The organism is Streptomyces sp. NPDC090127, from assembly GCF_044746945.1.
Classification (GTDB): domain Bacteria; phylum Actinomycetota; class Actinomycetes; order Streptomycetales; family Streptomycetaceae; genus Streptomyces.
Window position 1 is genome coordinate 602141 of record NZ_JBIVDE010000004.1, and the last position, 14309, is coordinate 616449.

General features: G+C 73.9%; 13 protein-coding genes and 1 riboswitch. Of the genes, 7 read left to right on the forward strand and 6 right to left on the reverse strand.

All coding sequences use genetic code 11. The features are described 5' to 3' along the window. Positions 1 to 15: 15 nt before the first annotated feature. From ACIPPS_RS18290 to ACIPPS_RS18300, 3 genes are read right to left on the reverse strand one after another with little or no spacing between them, the layout of a single operon-like run. Complete coding sequence (locus tag ACIPPS_RS18290; protein ID WP_401432768.1) at positions 16 to 1095, reverse strand: prenyltransferase; 1080 nt, start codon at positions 1093 to 1095, stop codon at positions 16 to 18. Then, positions 1092 to 1823, reverse strand: coding sequence for a class I SAM-dependent methyltransferase (locus tag ACIPPS_RS18295; RefSeq protein ID WP_401432771.1), 732 nt, complete (start codon positions 1821 to 1823; stop codon positions 1092 to 1094). Before ACIPPS_RS18295 ends, ACIPPS_RS18290 begins: the two co-directional genes overlap by 4 nt. 55 nt (positions 1824 to 1878) lie before the next feature. Continuing rightward, positions 1879 to 3210: a glycosyltransferase family 4 protein gene (locus ACIPPS_RS18300; RefSeq protein ID WP_401432774.1), complete on the reverse strand. Its 1332-nt coding sequence runs from the start codon at positions 3208 to 3210 to the stop codon at positions 1879 to 1881. A 218-nt stretch (positions 3211 to 3428) separates the two neighbouring features. Between ACIPPS_RS18300 and ACIPPS_RS18305 the strand changes: the two genes are divergently transcribed. Next, positions 3429 to 4046 carry a TetR family transcriptional regulator gene (locus ACIPPS_RS18305; RefSeq protein ID WP_401432776.1) on the forward strand — a complete coding sequence of 206 codons (618 nt, stop codon included), beginning with the start codon at positions 3429 to 3431 and terminating at the stop codon, positions 4044 to 4046. Between the two features lie 125 nt (positions 4047 to 4171). On the opposite strand, the gene ACIPPS_RS18310 is transcribed toward ACIPPS_RS18305, so the two are convergent. The 3 genes from ACIPPS_RS18310 to ACIPPS_RS18320 form a co-directional block, all read right to left on the reverse strand. Next, complete coding sequence (locus ACIPPS_RS18310; protein ID WP_401432779.1) at positions 4172 to 4711, reverse strand: hypothetical protein; 540 nt, start codon at positions 4709 to 4711, stop codon at positions 4172 to 4174. Positions 4712 to 4795: 84 nt separating this feature from the next. Then, a complete protein-coding gene (locus ACIPPS_RS18315; protein WP_401432782.1) occupies positions 4796 to 5029 on the reverse strand; it encodes a ferredoxin in 234 nt (77 codons plus the stop codon). Continuing rightward, a complete protein-coding gene (locus ACIPPS_RS18320) occupies positions 5029 to 6498 on the reverse strand; it encodes an aldehyde dehydrogenase (RefSeq protein ID WP_401432785.1) in 1470 nt (489 codons plus the stop codon). Before ACIPPS_RS18320 ends, ACIPPS_RS18315 begins: the two co-directional genes overlap by 1 nt. A gap of 243 nt (positions 6499 to 6741) precedes the next feature. On the opposite strand from ACIPPS_RS18320, the gene ACIPPS_RS18325 reads away from it, so the two are divergent. The 6 genes from ACIPPS_RS18325 (at position 6742) to ACIPPS_RS18350 (ending at position 14291) form a co-directional block, all read left to right on the forward strand. Further along, complete coding sequence (locus ACIPPS_RS18325; protein WP_401432788.1) at positions 6742 to 7716, forward strand: alpha/beta fold hydrolase; 975 nt, start codon at positions 6742 to 6744, stop codon at positions 7714 to 7716. A 111-nt stretch (positions 7717 to 7827) separates the two neighbouring features. Next, positions 7828 to 8868 carry an MBL fold metallo-hydrolase gene (locus ACIPPS_RS18330; protein WP_401432791.1) on the forward strand — a complete coding sequence of 347 codons (1041 nt, stop codon included), beginning with the start codon at positions 7828 to 7830 and terminating at the stop codon, positions 8866 to 8868. Positions 8869 to 9025: 157 nt separating this feature from the next. Continuing rightward, positions 9026 to 9166, forward strand: a riboswitch (cobalamin riboswitch). Positions 9167 to 9263: 97 nt separating this feature from the next. Continuing rightward, positions 9264 to 10520, forward strand: a complete 1257-nt coding sequence (locus ACIPPS_RS18335; protein ID WP_401432794.1) for a prenyltransferase/squalene oxidase repeat-containing protein — start codon at positions 9264 to 9266, stop codon at positions 10518 to 10520. Next, a complete protein-coding gene (locus ACIPPS_RS18340; protein WP_401432797.1) occupies positions 10517 to 11215 on the forward strand; it encodes an SCO2322 family protein in 699 nt (232 codons plus the stop codon). The genes ACIPPS_RS18335 and ACIPPS_RS18340 overlap by 4 nt, the downstream gene beginning before the upstream one ends. Further along, a complete protein-coding gene (locus ACIPPS_RS18345) occupies positions 11212 to 12405 on the forward strand; it encodes an energy-coupling factor transporter transmembrane component T (protein WP_401432800.1) in 1194 nt (397 codons plus the stop codon). The genes ACIPPS_RS18340 and ACIPPS_RS18345 overlap by 4 nt, the downstream gene beginning before the upstream one ends. Beyond that, complete coding sequence (locus ACIPPS_RS18350; RefSeq protein WP_401432803.1) at positions 12402 to 14291, forward strand: ABC transporter ATP-binding protein; 1890 nt, start codon at positions 12402 to 12404, stop codon at positions 14289 to 14291. Before ACIPPS_RS18345 ends, ACIPPS_RS18350 begins: the two co-directional genes overlap by 4 nt. Positions 14292 to 14309 lie beyond the last annotated feature (18 nt).

Genomic DNA, 14309 nt, shown 5'->3' on the forward strand with positions numbered 1-14309 from the left:
ACGGGCCGAGGGGGCTCAGGAGCCGCAGCAGTCCGGTTCGAGGCCGGTCGGGAGGCGTTCGCCGCCGAAGACCGCCACCGTCGCCTCGTCACCGCCGAGCGCCGCGACGGCGAGCAGCAGCGAGCCCGCCGTCCAGGTCGTGAGCTCCTCGGGCCACACGGCCCGGTCGCCCTCGAAGACGTACCCCGTCCAGTACATGCCGCCCTCGGCCCGCAGGTGCTGGATGGACTGGAGGACCTCCAGGGCCCGGTCGGACTCCCCCGTCACCCACAGCGCGAGCGCGAGTTCGCAGCTCTCGCCGCCGGTCACCCACGGGTTGGGCAGGACGCACCGCACGCCGAGCCCGGGGACGACGAAGTCGTCCCAGCGCGCGTCGATCCGGGCCGTGGCCGCCGGGCCCGTCACGGCGCCGCCGAGGACCGGGTAGTACCAGTCCATCGAGTATTGGGACTTGTCCAGGAAGCGCTCGGGGTGGCTGCGGATCGCGTGGCCCAGCGCGCCCGTCGCCAGCTCCCAGTCGGGCTGGGGCTCCTCGCGCGCCTCGGCGATGGCGAGCGCGCAGCGCAGCGCCTGGTGGATGGACGAACTCCCGGTCAGCAGCGCGTCGTCGACGGCCGTGCCGTCCGCCTCCCGCTTCCAGCCGATCTGCCCGCCGGGCAGTTGCAGGGCGAGGACGAACTCGACGGCGGCGTAGACGGTCGGCCACATCCGGTCGAGGAAGGCGTCGTCCCCGGTGGCGAGGTAGTGGTGCCAGACGCCGACGGCGACGTACGCGACGAAGTTGGACTCCAGGCCCCGGTCGGTGACGTCGTCCGGGTCGCCGTCGCGGTAGGCCGCGTACCAGGAGCCGTCGGCGTTCTGGTGCCGGGCGAGCCACTCGTACGCCCGGGTCGCCGCCGCGTGTTCGCCTGCCGCGTCCAGGGCCATGGCGGCCTCGGTGTGGTCCCACGGGTCGAGGTGGTGGCCCCGGAACCACGGGACGGCGCCGTCCTCGCGCTGGACGGCGAGGATCCCGGCGACGGTCTCGGCGGCCTGTTCGGCGGTGAGGACCCCGGGCAGGAGCAGGTGCTCCGCGATCTGCTCGGGACTCGTCACGCGTCGGCCTTGGGCAGGTGGGGCTTGGTCGCGTACGCCACGAAGCTCTTGCCGACCACCGGGTTGAGCAGCTGCTCGGCGACCCGGGTCAGAGCGGGCTTCTTCATGATGTCCCAGACCAGGAGCTTGTGGTACGCCCGCACGGGCAGCGCCTTGTCGTTGTCCACGCCGAACGCGCACTTGAGCCACCAGTACGGCGAGTGCAGCGCGTGCGCGTGATGGGTGCCGTACGGCCTGAGGCCCGCCTGGCGGATCTTGGCGAGCAGCTCGTCCGCCTTGTAGATGCGGATGTGGCCGCCCTCGACCTCGTGGTACGCGTCGGAGAGCGTCCAGCAGACCTTCTCGGGGCCGTAGCGCGGGACGGTGACGGCGATCCGGCCGCCGGGCCTGAGCACCCGGACCATCTCGGCGAGGACGCCCTTGTCGTCCGGGATGTGCTCCATGACCTCGGAGATGATCACGACGTCGAAGGACTCGTCGGGGAAGGGCAGGTTGAGCGCGTCGCCCTCCATCGCGGTGGCGATCGCGCCGGCCGGGGCCTCGCCGGCCTCCTTCATCGCCGCGAACCACTTGGCGACCTCGCGGATCTCCTCGCCGTTCTGGTCGAGGGCCACGACCTGGGCGCCGCGCCGGTAGCACTCGAAGGCGTGCCGGCCCGCTCCGCAGCCCAGATCGAGCACGCGGTCGCCGGGGGCGAGCGGGAAGCGGGTGAAGTCGACGGTCAGCACGGGGTCTGCCCTTCCGGAGGGGTGGCGGTGCGGGGGTGGGACACGGGGGCGGCGGTCACCGGCGGGCTCCCCGACGAGCGGCGGCCCCGCGCGCGGCGATCGCCTCGCGGTAGAGCGCGGCCGTGCCCTGGGCCGCGCGGGCCCAGGTGAAGCGGTCCAGGACGCGGGCGCGGCCCGCGGCGCCGAGCCGGGCGCGCAGTTCGGCGTCGCCGAGGAGCCGGGCGAGCGCCGTGGCGAGCGCGCCGGCGTCGCCGGGGGGCACCGCAAGGCAGGTCTCGCCGTCGGCTCCGGTGACTTCGGGGATCGCGCCGCCGGTGGTGGCGACGAGCGGGGTCCCGGTGGCCATCGCCTCGGCGGCCGGCAGCGAGAACCCCTCGTAGAGCGAGGGCACGCAGGAGACCTGGGCGGAGCGGACGAGGTCCACCAGCTCCGCGTCGGAGATCCCCTTGACGAACTCGACGGCGTCCTGGAGTCCGTACCGCTCGATGGCCTGCGCGACCGGCCCGTCCTCGGCGCGCTTGCCGACGACGACGAGGTGAGCGGCCGGGTTCTCGGTACGGAGCTTGGCGAGGGCCTCGACGAGGTGGACGAGGCCCTTGAGCGGCACGTCGGCGCTGGAGGTGGTGACGATCCGGCCCGTGACCTCGGCGACGGACGGGTCGGGGGCCCAGAGGTCGGTGTCGGCCCCGATGTGCACGACCCGGACGCGGTCCTCGTCCACGCCGAGGTGGTCGACGATCTCCTGCTGCGAGGAGCCGGAGACGGTGAGGACGGAGGGCAGCCTGCGGGCGACCCGCTTCTGCATCCGGGTGAAGCCGTACCAGCGGCGGACGGAGGCGCGGCGCTTCCAGTCGGCGGCGGCGGCGAGGTCCAGCTGCCGGTCGACGGTGATGGGGTGGTGGATCGTGGTGACGAGCGGGGCGCCGAGCACCCGGGGGCCGCCGAGGAGTCCGTACCCGAGCGTCTGGTTGTCGTGGACGACGTCGAAGTCGCCGCGGCGGGCGGCGAGCATGCGCCGGGCCCGCAGGGAGAAGGTGAGGGGCTCGGGGAATCCGCCGGTCCACATGGTGGCGACCTCGACGGCGTCGATCCAGTCGCGGTACTCGTCCCGCTTCGGCGTGCGGAACGGGTCCGGCGAGCGGTAGAGGTCGAGGCTGGCGATCTCGGTGAGCGGAACGCCCTCGTCGAGGGTGGGGTACGGCTGGGAGCCGAAGACCTCGACCTGGTGCCCGAGGCGGGCGAGTTCGCGGGAGAGGTGGCGGACATAGACGCCCTGACCACCACAGAAGGGATTGCCCTTGTACGTGAGGAGAGCGATGCGCAACGGACGGTGATCACCGTCCGTGACGCCCTGGCGGGGGCCTGCCTCTATGGCCTCAGCGGTCACTCGCTGCCCCCTTCGAGCTTGCGTTTCGCGGGAGCGTAACCGCTCGCGCTAATCTAGAACAAGTTTCAGACTTGATCGTTCTTGATCGTTCAAGGAGCACAGAATCTACCGGCAGGTAGCCCCGCCGTGAGAGCCGGATCAGGTGATTCGCGCCACGGCGGAAGCCCCGCCATACTCCGGCCGTACCGCCGCTCGCCCACCGCACGGAACGGGACTCCATGACCGCGGAAGAAAGACCCGCATCGCCGCCCCTGACGGAGCGCCAGGAGGCGCGCCGCCGTCGCATCCTGCACGCCAGCGCGCAGCTCGCGGGGCGGGGCGGTTTCGACGCCGTACAGATGCGGGAGGTCGCCGAGGCGGCCGGAGTGGCCCTGGGCACGCTGTACCGCTACTTCCCTTCCAAGATCCATCTGCTGGTCGCGACGATGCAGGACCAGCTCCAGCACATGCACACCACGCTGCGGAAGCGGCCGCCCGCGGGCGAGAGCTCGGCCGAGCGGGTCGCCGAGACGCTGATGCGCGCCTTCCGGGCGCTCCAGCGCGAGCCGCAGCTCGCGGACGCGATGGTGCGGGCGCTGACGTTCGCGGACCGGAGCGTGAGCCCCGAGGTGGACACCGTCTCGCGGCTGACGACGGCGATCATCCTCGACTCCATGGGGCTCGAACACCCCACCCCGCAGCAGCTGTCGGCGGTCCGGGTGATCGAGCACACCTGGCACTCGGCACTGATCACCTGGCTGTCGGGGCGCGCCTCGATCGCCCAGGTGAAGATCGACATCGAGACGGTCTGCCGACTGATCGACCTGACGGCCCCGGACGAGCCCGCGGCGCCGTAGCGCCGCGGGCCGGGGGCGGTGCCGGTGCCGCTGCCACCGCCACTGCCGCTGTCGGTGTCGCTGCCGGTGCCGATTCGAGCCCCGGCGTCGCCGCGGATTCGAGCCCCTGCGCCGGCAACGGAACGTCACTGCGTCGCGGGCTTCTCCAGATCGGCCTTGAACAGCGCCTCGCACTGCGAGGAGTTGTCCGTCGCGATGAACATCACGATGGCGAAGCCGGCGGCGCCGTGGTTGCTGGCCTTGAGCGACCAGCCGCCCTTGTTCAGCGTCTGGATGGTGGACCCGGCCTGCTCGGTCTTCTGGCCCTCCTTCCAGCCGCCGCCGGTCAGCGTGGTCACCGTGGCGCCGTAGGACTTCTTCGGGTCCGCCGCCTTCTCCGCGTCGGCCGTCCACGACACCATGCAGCTCTTCAGCCCGGCCGGGACGTCCTCGCCCGAGGCGTCCCGGACGAAACCCGCCGCCGTGGCCGCGGCGTCGATCTCCTTCTCCACCGCGGCCGCGTCGGGGCTGTCGCCGCCGGCCGCCTCCGTACCACCCGTCGTGGAGCCCGAGGAGGACGCGGACGAGCCGCCCTTGTTCTTGCCCGAGCCGCCCTCGCCGCTGCCGCATCCCGCGACCAGCAGCACCGCACCGGCGGCCGCGGCCACCATCATCGCCTTGCGCACAATTGTCCCAACCCTGGGTGCACGCGGGCCTGTTGCCCCCGTGATCAAGAGAGAATTTTTGCACGCGTGAACGAGTGCTCGTGGCTACTCCTCGGGCGGGAAGACCGGCTCCCCGCCGTCGAGCAGGGTGATCAGGATGGCCTCCACCGGGCAGCCCTCGGCCGCCGCGAGCACCCGCTCGTTCGCGTCGGACTCCGGTTCGCGCGGGTGGGACTGGCGCGCCGAGTCGAGCCGGAAGCCGTCCGGGGCGTGGTTGACGCACATGCCGGAGCCGATGCACACGCTCCGGTCGACCTCCACCTGCCAGCGGTCGCCCATCACGCACCACCCGGCCCCTCGTACCCGGCCGGCAGGTGGATCATCTTGTACTCCAGGTACTCGCCGAAGCCCTCGGGGCCGAACTCCCGCCCCAGGCCGGAGTTCTTGTAGCCGCCGAACGGGCCGAGCATGTCCAGACTGAAGGTGTTGATGTTGAAGGTGCCCGTGCGGACCTGCCGGGCGAAGTCGATGCCGTGCTCCACGTCCCCGGTCCAGACGCTGCCGCTGAGCCCGAAGTCGGAGTCGTTGGCGATCGCGAGCGCCTCGCTCTCGTCCCCGTACGGCAGCAGACAGATGACGGGCCCGAAGATCTCCTCGCGGGCGATCCGCATGGAGTTGTCGACGGCCCCGAAGAGGGTCGGCTCGACGTACCAGCCGCGGTCCAGGCCCGCCGGACGGCCGCCGCCGGTCAGGACCTTGGCGCCCTCGTCCTGGCCCAGCCTGATGTAGTCGAGGGAGCGCTGCCGCTGCCGTCGGGCGACGAGCGGGCCGACCTGGGTGGCGGGGTCGAGCGGATCGCCGACCACCAGCGCGCCCGCGGCCGCGGCGAACGCCTCGGCGATCTCGTCGTACCGGCTGCGCGGGGCGAGGATGCGGGTCTGGGCGACGCACGCCTGGCCGTTGTTCATCCAGGCCGCCGGGACGACCCCGGCGACGGTGGCGGCCAGGTCGGCGTCGGGCAGGATCACGGCGGCGGACTTGCCGCCGAGTTCGAGGGTGACGCGGGTGAGGTTGCGGGAGGCGACCTCCATCACGCGCTTGCCGGCCGCGACCGACCCGGTGAAGGAGACCTTGTCGACACCCGGATGGCCGACCAGGTACTCGCTGACCTCGCGGTCGGCGGGCAGGACGGAGAGCACGCCCTCGGGGAGCCCGGCCTCGGTCGCGATCTCGGCGAGGATGTACGAGTCGAGGGGCGTCTCGGGCGAGGGCTTCAGGACCACCGCGCAGCCGGCAAGGAGCGCGGGGCCGAGCTTCGCGGCGGCGGTGAACTGCGGGACGTTCCACGGCACGACGGCCGCGACCACCCCGACCGGCTCGCGGCGCACCATGATCGGCCCGAGCACCCCGGCGCGCCTGCTCTCGTACGGGAAGTCACGGGCGATCGTGATCGCCGCGTCCCACACCATCATGGCGCCCAGCGCCTGGGCGAGGACGCTCCAGGAGTACGGGGAGCCGTTCTGGGAGCTGATCGAGCGGGCGATCTCCTCGTGGCGTACGGCGATGGCGTCCTTGATCCGCCCGACGACCTCGATCCGCTCCTCGAGGGACATCCGCGGCCAGGGGCCGTGGTCGAAGGCCTCGCGCGCGGCGGCGACGGCCCGGTCGACATCGGCCCGGGAGGCGTGCGGCACCCGGCCGATGACCTCCTCGGTGTGCGGCGAGATCACCTCGATGACGTCCCCGCCCGCCGGATCGGTCAACTCCCCGCCGATGTACAGCTTTCCGTGCTCCACAAGCTCGGTCATGACCGACTGCCTCCCGGAACCCGCGATGTTTCTGACTGTGTATCAGAACTGATACCAGTTCTAGTTATCGTGGGCAATGCCCAGGACCGGATGGGCCCCCACCAGCCGCTTTGCCGCTGGTGGGGGCCGTGCCCCGGCCCGCCCGGGCGGCTGCGGACCGTCTCTGGTCCGGCAGCCACCCCGATGGCCGCCCCACGAGCCTCCCGGCTAGCGGCGCGGCGGGCCGACGGTGACGCTGAGGGCATGCGATGGCGATGGCGTGTGTCCGGTGGTGTGGCCGCCCTGGGGGCCGTGGTCCTGCTGTTCGCGGGCGGCCCCGGCAGGGGCGGCGACCCCGGCGGACCCGGCGGGGGCGGTGGGGGCGGGGGCGGCGAGGAGCAGGTGGACATCGGCGGCGGGCGCAGCCTGTACCTGCACTGCGAGGGTTCCGGGAGCCCCACCGTGGTGCTGGTCTCCGGGCTGCACGAGTCCGCCGACCCGTGGTCCCTGACCGAGGTCACCCCGCCCGTGCCGGACGCCCCGGTGCTGCCGGGCGTGGCCGGGTTCACCCGCGTGTGCACCTACGACCGGCCGGGCACGATCCGCTACACCGACCCCCCGGCGCTCACCACCCGCAGCACCCCCGTGCGGGGCACCCGGACCCTGCCCGCCATGGTCCAGGACCTGGACCGCGTGCTGACCGCGGGCCAGGTGCCGGGGCCGTACCTGCTGGTGGGGCACTCCTTCGGCGGGATGCTCGCCCTGCGATACGCGCAGGAGCACCCCGAGCGGACGACCGGTCTCGTGCTGGTCGACGCCCTGGGTCCCGCGCTGAAGCCCGCGATGGGCGCGGACTGGCCCGCGTACGTCGAGGCGCTGCGGCAACCCGGCACCCCCTTCGACGACGACCCGTTCTTCGAGCAGGTGGACATCGACGGCGGGGTCACCCTCATCGATCGCGGCGGCCCGCTCCCGCCGGTCCCGGTCGCGGTGCTGAGCAAGACGGAACCCTTCGCCGCCCCGCCGACCATGTCCAAGGCGCTGCTGGCGAAGCTGGAGGCCTCCTGGCCCAAGGCCCAGCAGGCGCTGGTGGCCCTACGGCCGCAGACCCCGCACCTGCTGGCGACCGGCAGCGACCACTACGTCCAGCTCCACGACCCGGACCTCACGACCGCGGCGATCCGCCTCGTCGTGGGCCGCGCCGCCGAGCCCCGCCCGAGCACGGCGGGCACGAAGTAACTCCGCTCCCCTCACGGCAGGGCGACGCGGGCCACTCTGACGGTTCGTCAGTTCTCGTTATAGTGGCCAGGGTCGAACAAGCACCTTGCCGTCGCGGAGAGATGAGGGCCCATGAGCCAGGTGACCGAGCACGGCGGAGGCGTCTGGGCGATACGGGTCCCCATCCCGGACAACCCCCTCGGGCACACCCTGGTGCACGTCGTCGACACCGACCGCGGGCCCGTGCTGATCGACACCGGGTGGGACGATCCGGCGTCCTGGAGCGAACTGTCCGACGGTCTCGTCGCGTTGGGCACCTCCGTGCGCGAGGTGCACGGGATCGTCATCACGCACCACCATCCCGACCACCACGGGCTCTCGGGTCAGGTGCGCGAGGCGTCCGGGGCGTGGATCGCGATGCACGCCGCCGACACCGCCGTCGTCCGCCGCACCCGCGCGTCCGAGCCCGGCACCTGGCTCGACTACCTCGCCCGCAAGCTGGCCGCCGTCGGCGCGCCCGAGGAGCACACCGCGCCGCTCCTCGCCGCCCGCGCCTCCGGCCGCCGCGCGAGCACCCTGCCCGGGCTGCGTTCCGCCCTCCCCGACCGGGAGATCGTCCCCGGCGAACTCCTCGACCTGGCGGGCCGCCGACTACGCGCGATCTGGACGCCCGGCCACACCCCGGGCCACGTCTGCCTGCACCTGGAGGAGGAGCACCCGGCGCGGCTGCCCGGGCACGGCCGGCTCTTCTCCGGCGACCATCTGCTGCCCGGGATCTCCCCGCACATCGGCCTCTACGAGGACCCCGACGACGCGGTGGTCACCGACCCCCTCGGCGACTACCTGGACTCGCTGGAGCGCATCGGGCGGCTCGGCGTCGCCGAGGTGCTCCCCGCCCACCAGTACGCCTTCGCCGACGCCGCCGGGCGGGTACGGGAACTGCTCGACCACCACGAGGAGCGGCTGACCGGGCTCGTGGACCTGCTCGCGCACCCGCTCACCCCGTGGCAGCTCGCCGAACGCATGGAGTGGAACCGCCCCTGGGAGCAGATCCCGTACGGATCGCGGACCATCGCGGTCAGCGAGGCCGAGGCGCATCTGCGCCGGCTCGTGAAGCTGGGCCGCGCCGAGGCCGTGGCCGGTACGGAGCCGGTGACGTACGTGGCGGTGTGACCGGTGACGTGCGTGGCGGTGTGACCGCCACGCACGTCACCGGCCGCGGTGTGACCACGCCCGGGCCGCGGCGGCCCGGGTGTGAGGCGGCTCCCACCCACCGGTCGGCCGGGGTACGGGCCGGTAGAGTGTGCGAGTCGTCATCACACCCGTTCGGGGGGAAGCCGGTGCAAATCCGGCGCTGACCCGCAACCGTGACCGTCCCTCGGAAGGCCGCCGGGCCGCAAGGCCCGGAGGAGCCAGAAGGCCCGCAACGGCCCGGAAGGCATCCGCCCCGAGAACGGGAGTCGGAATGCCCCGTCCGGGACGTGACCGCCGGCACCGTCGAGGAATACGGAGCCGAGCCTGGTGCCTCAGCGTGCCGGTGCCCGGCCGCAGGAGAGGCCACCACACGCATGACCACCGTCCGCCGCGGCGCCGCCGCGTTCGCAGCCGCAGCGGTGCTCTGCACCGGCATGGCCCCCGCCGCGTCCGCCGCGCCGTCCCCTTCCGCGACCCCCGCGCCCACCGTCCCTGCCGGGCTGTACGGCACGAAGGACCCGACGTACGACGGTGTGTGGCGCCAGTCGCTCGCGTTCGTCGCCCAGACGACCAGCGGAGTGCAGCCCGCCGACGAGGCCGTGAGCTGGCTGACGGGGCAGCAGTGCGCCAACGGCGCCTTCGCCTCCTACCGTCCCGACCCGGCGAAGCCGTGCGACCCGGCGACCATGCTGGACACCAACGCCACCGCCGTCGCCGTCCAGGCGCTCACCGGCGTCAAGGGCCGGAGCACCGCCCCCGAGCCGCTCGGGAAGGCCGCGGAGGCCGGTGCGAGCTGGCTGAAGAGCGTGCAGAACAAGGACGGCGGCTGGGGCTACAACCCCGGCAGTCCCAGCGACGCCAACTCCACCTCGATCGTCGTCAGCGCGCTCACCGCGCTCGGCCAGAAGCCCGGCGACGTGACGTCCGCCGAGGGCAGGACCCCGTACGACGCCCTGCTCACGCTCGCGCTGCCCTGCTCGACCAAGGAGGGCCCGGGCGCCTTCGCCTACCAGCCCGACAAGGACGGCAAGCTGCTCGCGAACGCCGACGCGACCGCCGCCGCCACCCTCGCGGGGCTCGGCAAGGGCATCACCGCCCGCGGCATCGAACCCCAGCAGACCCCGGTCTGCACGCCGGAGGCGAAGCCCACGATCGACCGGGCCGCGCTCAACGGCGCCTCCTACCTGGCCGCCGCGCTCGCCGGGACCGGCCACCTGAACACCCCGCCGATGCCGGGCGCCACCGACCCGACCGAGCTGCCGGACCACGGCAACACCGCCGACGCGGTCGTCGCGCTCGCCGCCGCCGGTGCCACCAAGGAGGCGACCGGCGCCCTGACCTGGCTCCAGCAGAACTCCGCCGCCTGGGCGAAGGAGAGCGGCCCCGCCGCGTACGCGCAGCTGATCCTGGCCGCGAAGGCCATGCGCGTCGACCCGACCGCGTTCGGTTCGACCGACCTCCTCAAGGAGCTGGCGGCCACCGGTCCCGCGCCGAAGGCCTCGCCCTCCCCCACCGCGAAGGCGAGCCAGGAGGAGAGCTCCGGCTCGCTGTCCAACCTGTGGTGGATCATCGGCATCGGCGCGGTCGCCGGCATCGGGATCGGCTTCCTGATCAGCGGGCGCAGGAAGTGAGTGCCTTTCGACCGTCGCGTCTCGTCGGCGCGGCCGCGTCCGTGGCGCTGACCCTCGCCGTGGCCGCGCCCGCCCAGGCCGCCGGCTACCGGTACTGGTCGTACTGGGAGGGCGACACACCGACCGCATGGGCGTACGCGACGCAGGGCCCGGCGACCGCCCGGCCCGGCGACGGCGACGCGATCGGCTTCCGCTTCGCGGTCAGCAAGGACACGAACGACGCCGCCCGGCCCTCCGTCGCCCCCGACTTCACGGGGGTCTGCGGCGGTACGGAGGCGAAGTCCGGCACCAAGCGCGTCGCCGTCGTCGTGGACTTCGGCACCCCGCAGGACGCCCCGCAGGGGGAGGCGCCGCCCGTCCCGCGGATCAGGACCGGCTGCGCGCAGGTCCGGGAGAGCGCGACGGGCGCGGAGGCGCTGGCCGCCGTGGCGAAGCCGCTGCGCTACGACAGCGCGGCGCTGCTGTGCGGGATCGCCGGATACCCGGCGCAGGGCTGCGGCGAGCAGGTCGCGGAGACGAAGGCGCCGTCCAGGGAAGGCCTGTCCACCGGAAACCCCTCGGTGTCGACGTCCGCGAAGGCCACGGAGGGCGACGGGGGCGGTGACGGCGGGCCGTCCGCCGGAATCCTGGTGGGCGGGGCAGCCGTGCTCGTGCTCGGGGGCGCCGCACTCTGGAAGGCCCGCCGCCGCGCATGATCCGTGCCCCCGAGGCGAGCCGGTCCAACGCGCTGCACGCGGGCGCCTGGTGGATCTGGGCGCTCGGCCTGGCCGTCGCCGCCTCCCGTACGACCAACCCGCTCCTCCTCGGCCTGATCGTCGCGGTCGCGGGCTACGTCGTCGCGGCCCGCCGTACGGACGCCCCGTGGGCGCGTTCGTACGGGGCGTTCGTGAAACTGGGTCTGTTCGTGGTGGCCCTGCGGGTGGTGTTCTCGGTGGTGCTGGGTTCGGCGATCCCGGGGACCGTCGAGCTGTTCACACTGCCCGAGGTGCCGACGCCCCTGTGGGCGCAGGGCGTGCGGATCGGCGGCCGGGTGACGGCGGAGCAGGTCGTCTTCGCGGTCTACGACGGGGCCAAGCTGGCGACGCTGCTGATCTGCGTGGGCGCGGCGAACGCGCTCGCGAACCCGGCCCGGCTCCTCAAGTCGCTGCCGGGCGCGCTGTACGAGGCGGGCGTCGCCGTCGTGGTGGCGATGACCTTCGCGCCGAACATGGTGGCCGACGTGGTGCGGCTGCGGACCGCCCGGCGACTGCGGGGCCGGCCGACGGGCGGCGTGCGGGCGGTGCTCCAGATCGGGCTGCCGGTCCTGGAGGGCGCGCTGGAACGTTCGATCGCGGTGGCCGCCTCGATGGACGCACGCGGCTACGGCCGTACGGCTCAGGTGCCGCCGGCCGTACGCCGGACGACGAACCTGCTCACGCTCGGCGGGTTGCTCGGCGTGTGCGCCGGTTCGTACGGCCTGCTGGCGGCGGAGGGCGCGGGCTACGGGCTTCCGCTGGTCGTCGCGGGGCTCGTCGCCGCCATGGCGGGGCTCCGACTGGGCGGTCGGCGCGCGGTACGGAGCCGGTACCGGCCGGACCTGTGGGGGGCGCGGGCCTGGCTCGTGGCCGGTTCGGGCGTGGCGGTGGCGGCGCTGATGATCTGGGCGAACGGGTACGCGTTCGAGGAGCTGCACCCCGGCGTCGTACCGCTCGTCGCGCCGGAGCTTCCGCTGTGGCCGGCCGTGTCGTTGCTGGTGGGCCTGGTGCCGGCGTTCGTGGCCCCCGTGCCCGCGCCCCCGTCCGCGCCCCCGCCGCCCTCCGCTTCCGCATCCCGGTCGGCACCCCCGTCCGCGTCCGCGTCGGCCTGCCCGTCGGCCTCCGTATCCGTGTCCAAGGAGTCGCAGTGATCCGGTTCGAGAACGTCTCGGTGCGGTACGGGGACGGCGCCGCGCCCACGCTCCAGGGCATCGACCTGACGATCCCCGAGGGTGAACTGGTGCTGCTCGTCGGCCCTTCGGGTGTCGGCAAGTCGACACTGCTGGGCGCGGTGTCGGGGCTGGTCCCGCACTTCACGGGGGGCACGCTGACCGGCCGGGTCACGGTCGCGGGCCGGGACACCCGGACGCACAAGCCGCGCGAGCTGGCGGACGTGGTCGGCACGGTCGGCCAGGACCCGCTCGCGCACTTCGTGACGGACACGGTCGAGGACGAGCTCGCGTACGGCATGGAGTCCCTGGGCCTGGCGCCCCCGGTCATGCGGCGGCGCGTCGAGGAGACCCTGGACCTCCTGGGCCTCGCGGAGCTGCGGGACCGGCCCATCGCGACGCTCTCCGGTGGCCAGCAGCAGCGGGTGGCGATCGGCTCGGTGCTGACCCCGCACCCCGAGGTCCTCGTCCTGGACGAGCCGACGTCGGCGCTGGACCCCGCGGCGGCGGAGGACGTCCTCGCCGTGCTGCAGCGGCTGGTCCACGACCTCGGCACGACGGTCCTGATGGCGGAGCACCGGCTGGAGCGGGTGGTCCAGTACGCGGACCAGGTCGTGCTGCTGCCGGACGGCATCATGGGGCCGCCCGCGGAGATCATGGCGGTCTCGCCGATCCACCCGCCGGTGGTGTCCCTGGGCCGCCTCGCGGGCTGGACCCCGCTCCCCCTGACGGTCCGCGACGCCCGCCGAAGGGCGGCGCCCCTGCGCGCGCGCCTGGAGGGCCGCGAGCCGACTCCGTCGGGAACGGGAACGGGAACGGGGACGGGGACGGGGACGGGAACGGGGACGGGACGGGGAATGGGACGGGGAATGGGACGGGACATGGGGACGGGGGCGGAGACGGGGACAGCGGCCCCCGGGCGCCAGGAATCCACCGGCCTCGGCGCCGGGCCCGGCCCCAGCCTCGGCGCCGGGCCCAGCCCCAGCCTCGGCGCCGGGCCCAGCCCTGGCCCCAGCCCCAGGCGGGGTCTCGGCACAGGGCGGAGTGGGGGAATCTCCCTGTTCCGGCGGCGCCCTCGCGCCGGCACGACCACTCACGCCCCCTCCCCCACCGCACCCACCCCCCTCGTCGACGTCCGCGCCCTCGGTGTCCGGCGCGGGCGCGTCGAGGCGCTGCGGCGCGTCGAGCTCCAGGTCGACGCGGGCGAGACCGTCGCGCTCATGGGACGCAACGGCGCCGGGAAGTCCACCCTGCTCAACACGCTCGTCGGCATCGTCGAGCCCACCTCCGGCACCGCCCTCGTCTCCGGCCGCGCGCCCCACCGCACCGATCCCCGCGAGCTGATCCGCCACGTCGGCCTCGTCCCGCAGGAGCCCCGCGACCTGCTGTACGCGGACACGGTCGGCGCCGAGTGCTCCGCCGCCGACGCCGACGCGGGCGCCGCCCCCGGGACCTGCCGGGCCCTGGTGTCCGAGCTGCTGCCGGGCGTGGCGGACGGCACCCACCCGCGCGACCTCTCCGAGGGCCAGCGCCTGGCCCTCGCGCTCGCCGTCGTCCTCACCGGCCGCCCTCCGCTCCTCCTCCTCGACGAGCCGACCCGTGGGCTCGACTACGCCACGAAGGCCCGCCTCGTCGCCCATCTGCGCGAGCTCGCCGCCGACGGCCACGCGATCGTGCTCGCCACGCACGACGTGGAGCTGGCGGCCGAGCTGGCGCACCGGGTGGTGATCCTCGCGGGCGGCGAGGTCGTCGCGGACGGCCCGACGGCCGAGGTCGTCGTCTCCTCCCCCGCCTTCTCCCCGCAGGTCGCCAAGATCCTCGCGCCGCAGCCCTGGCTCACGGTCGAGCAGGTCAGGGAGGCCCTGTGAGCAGCCCTACCGACGGCC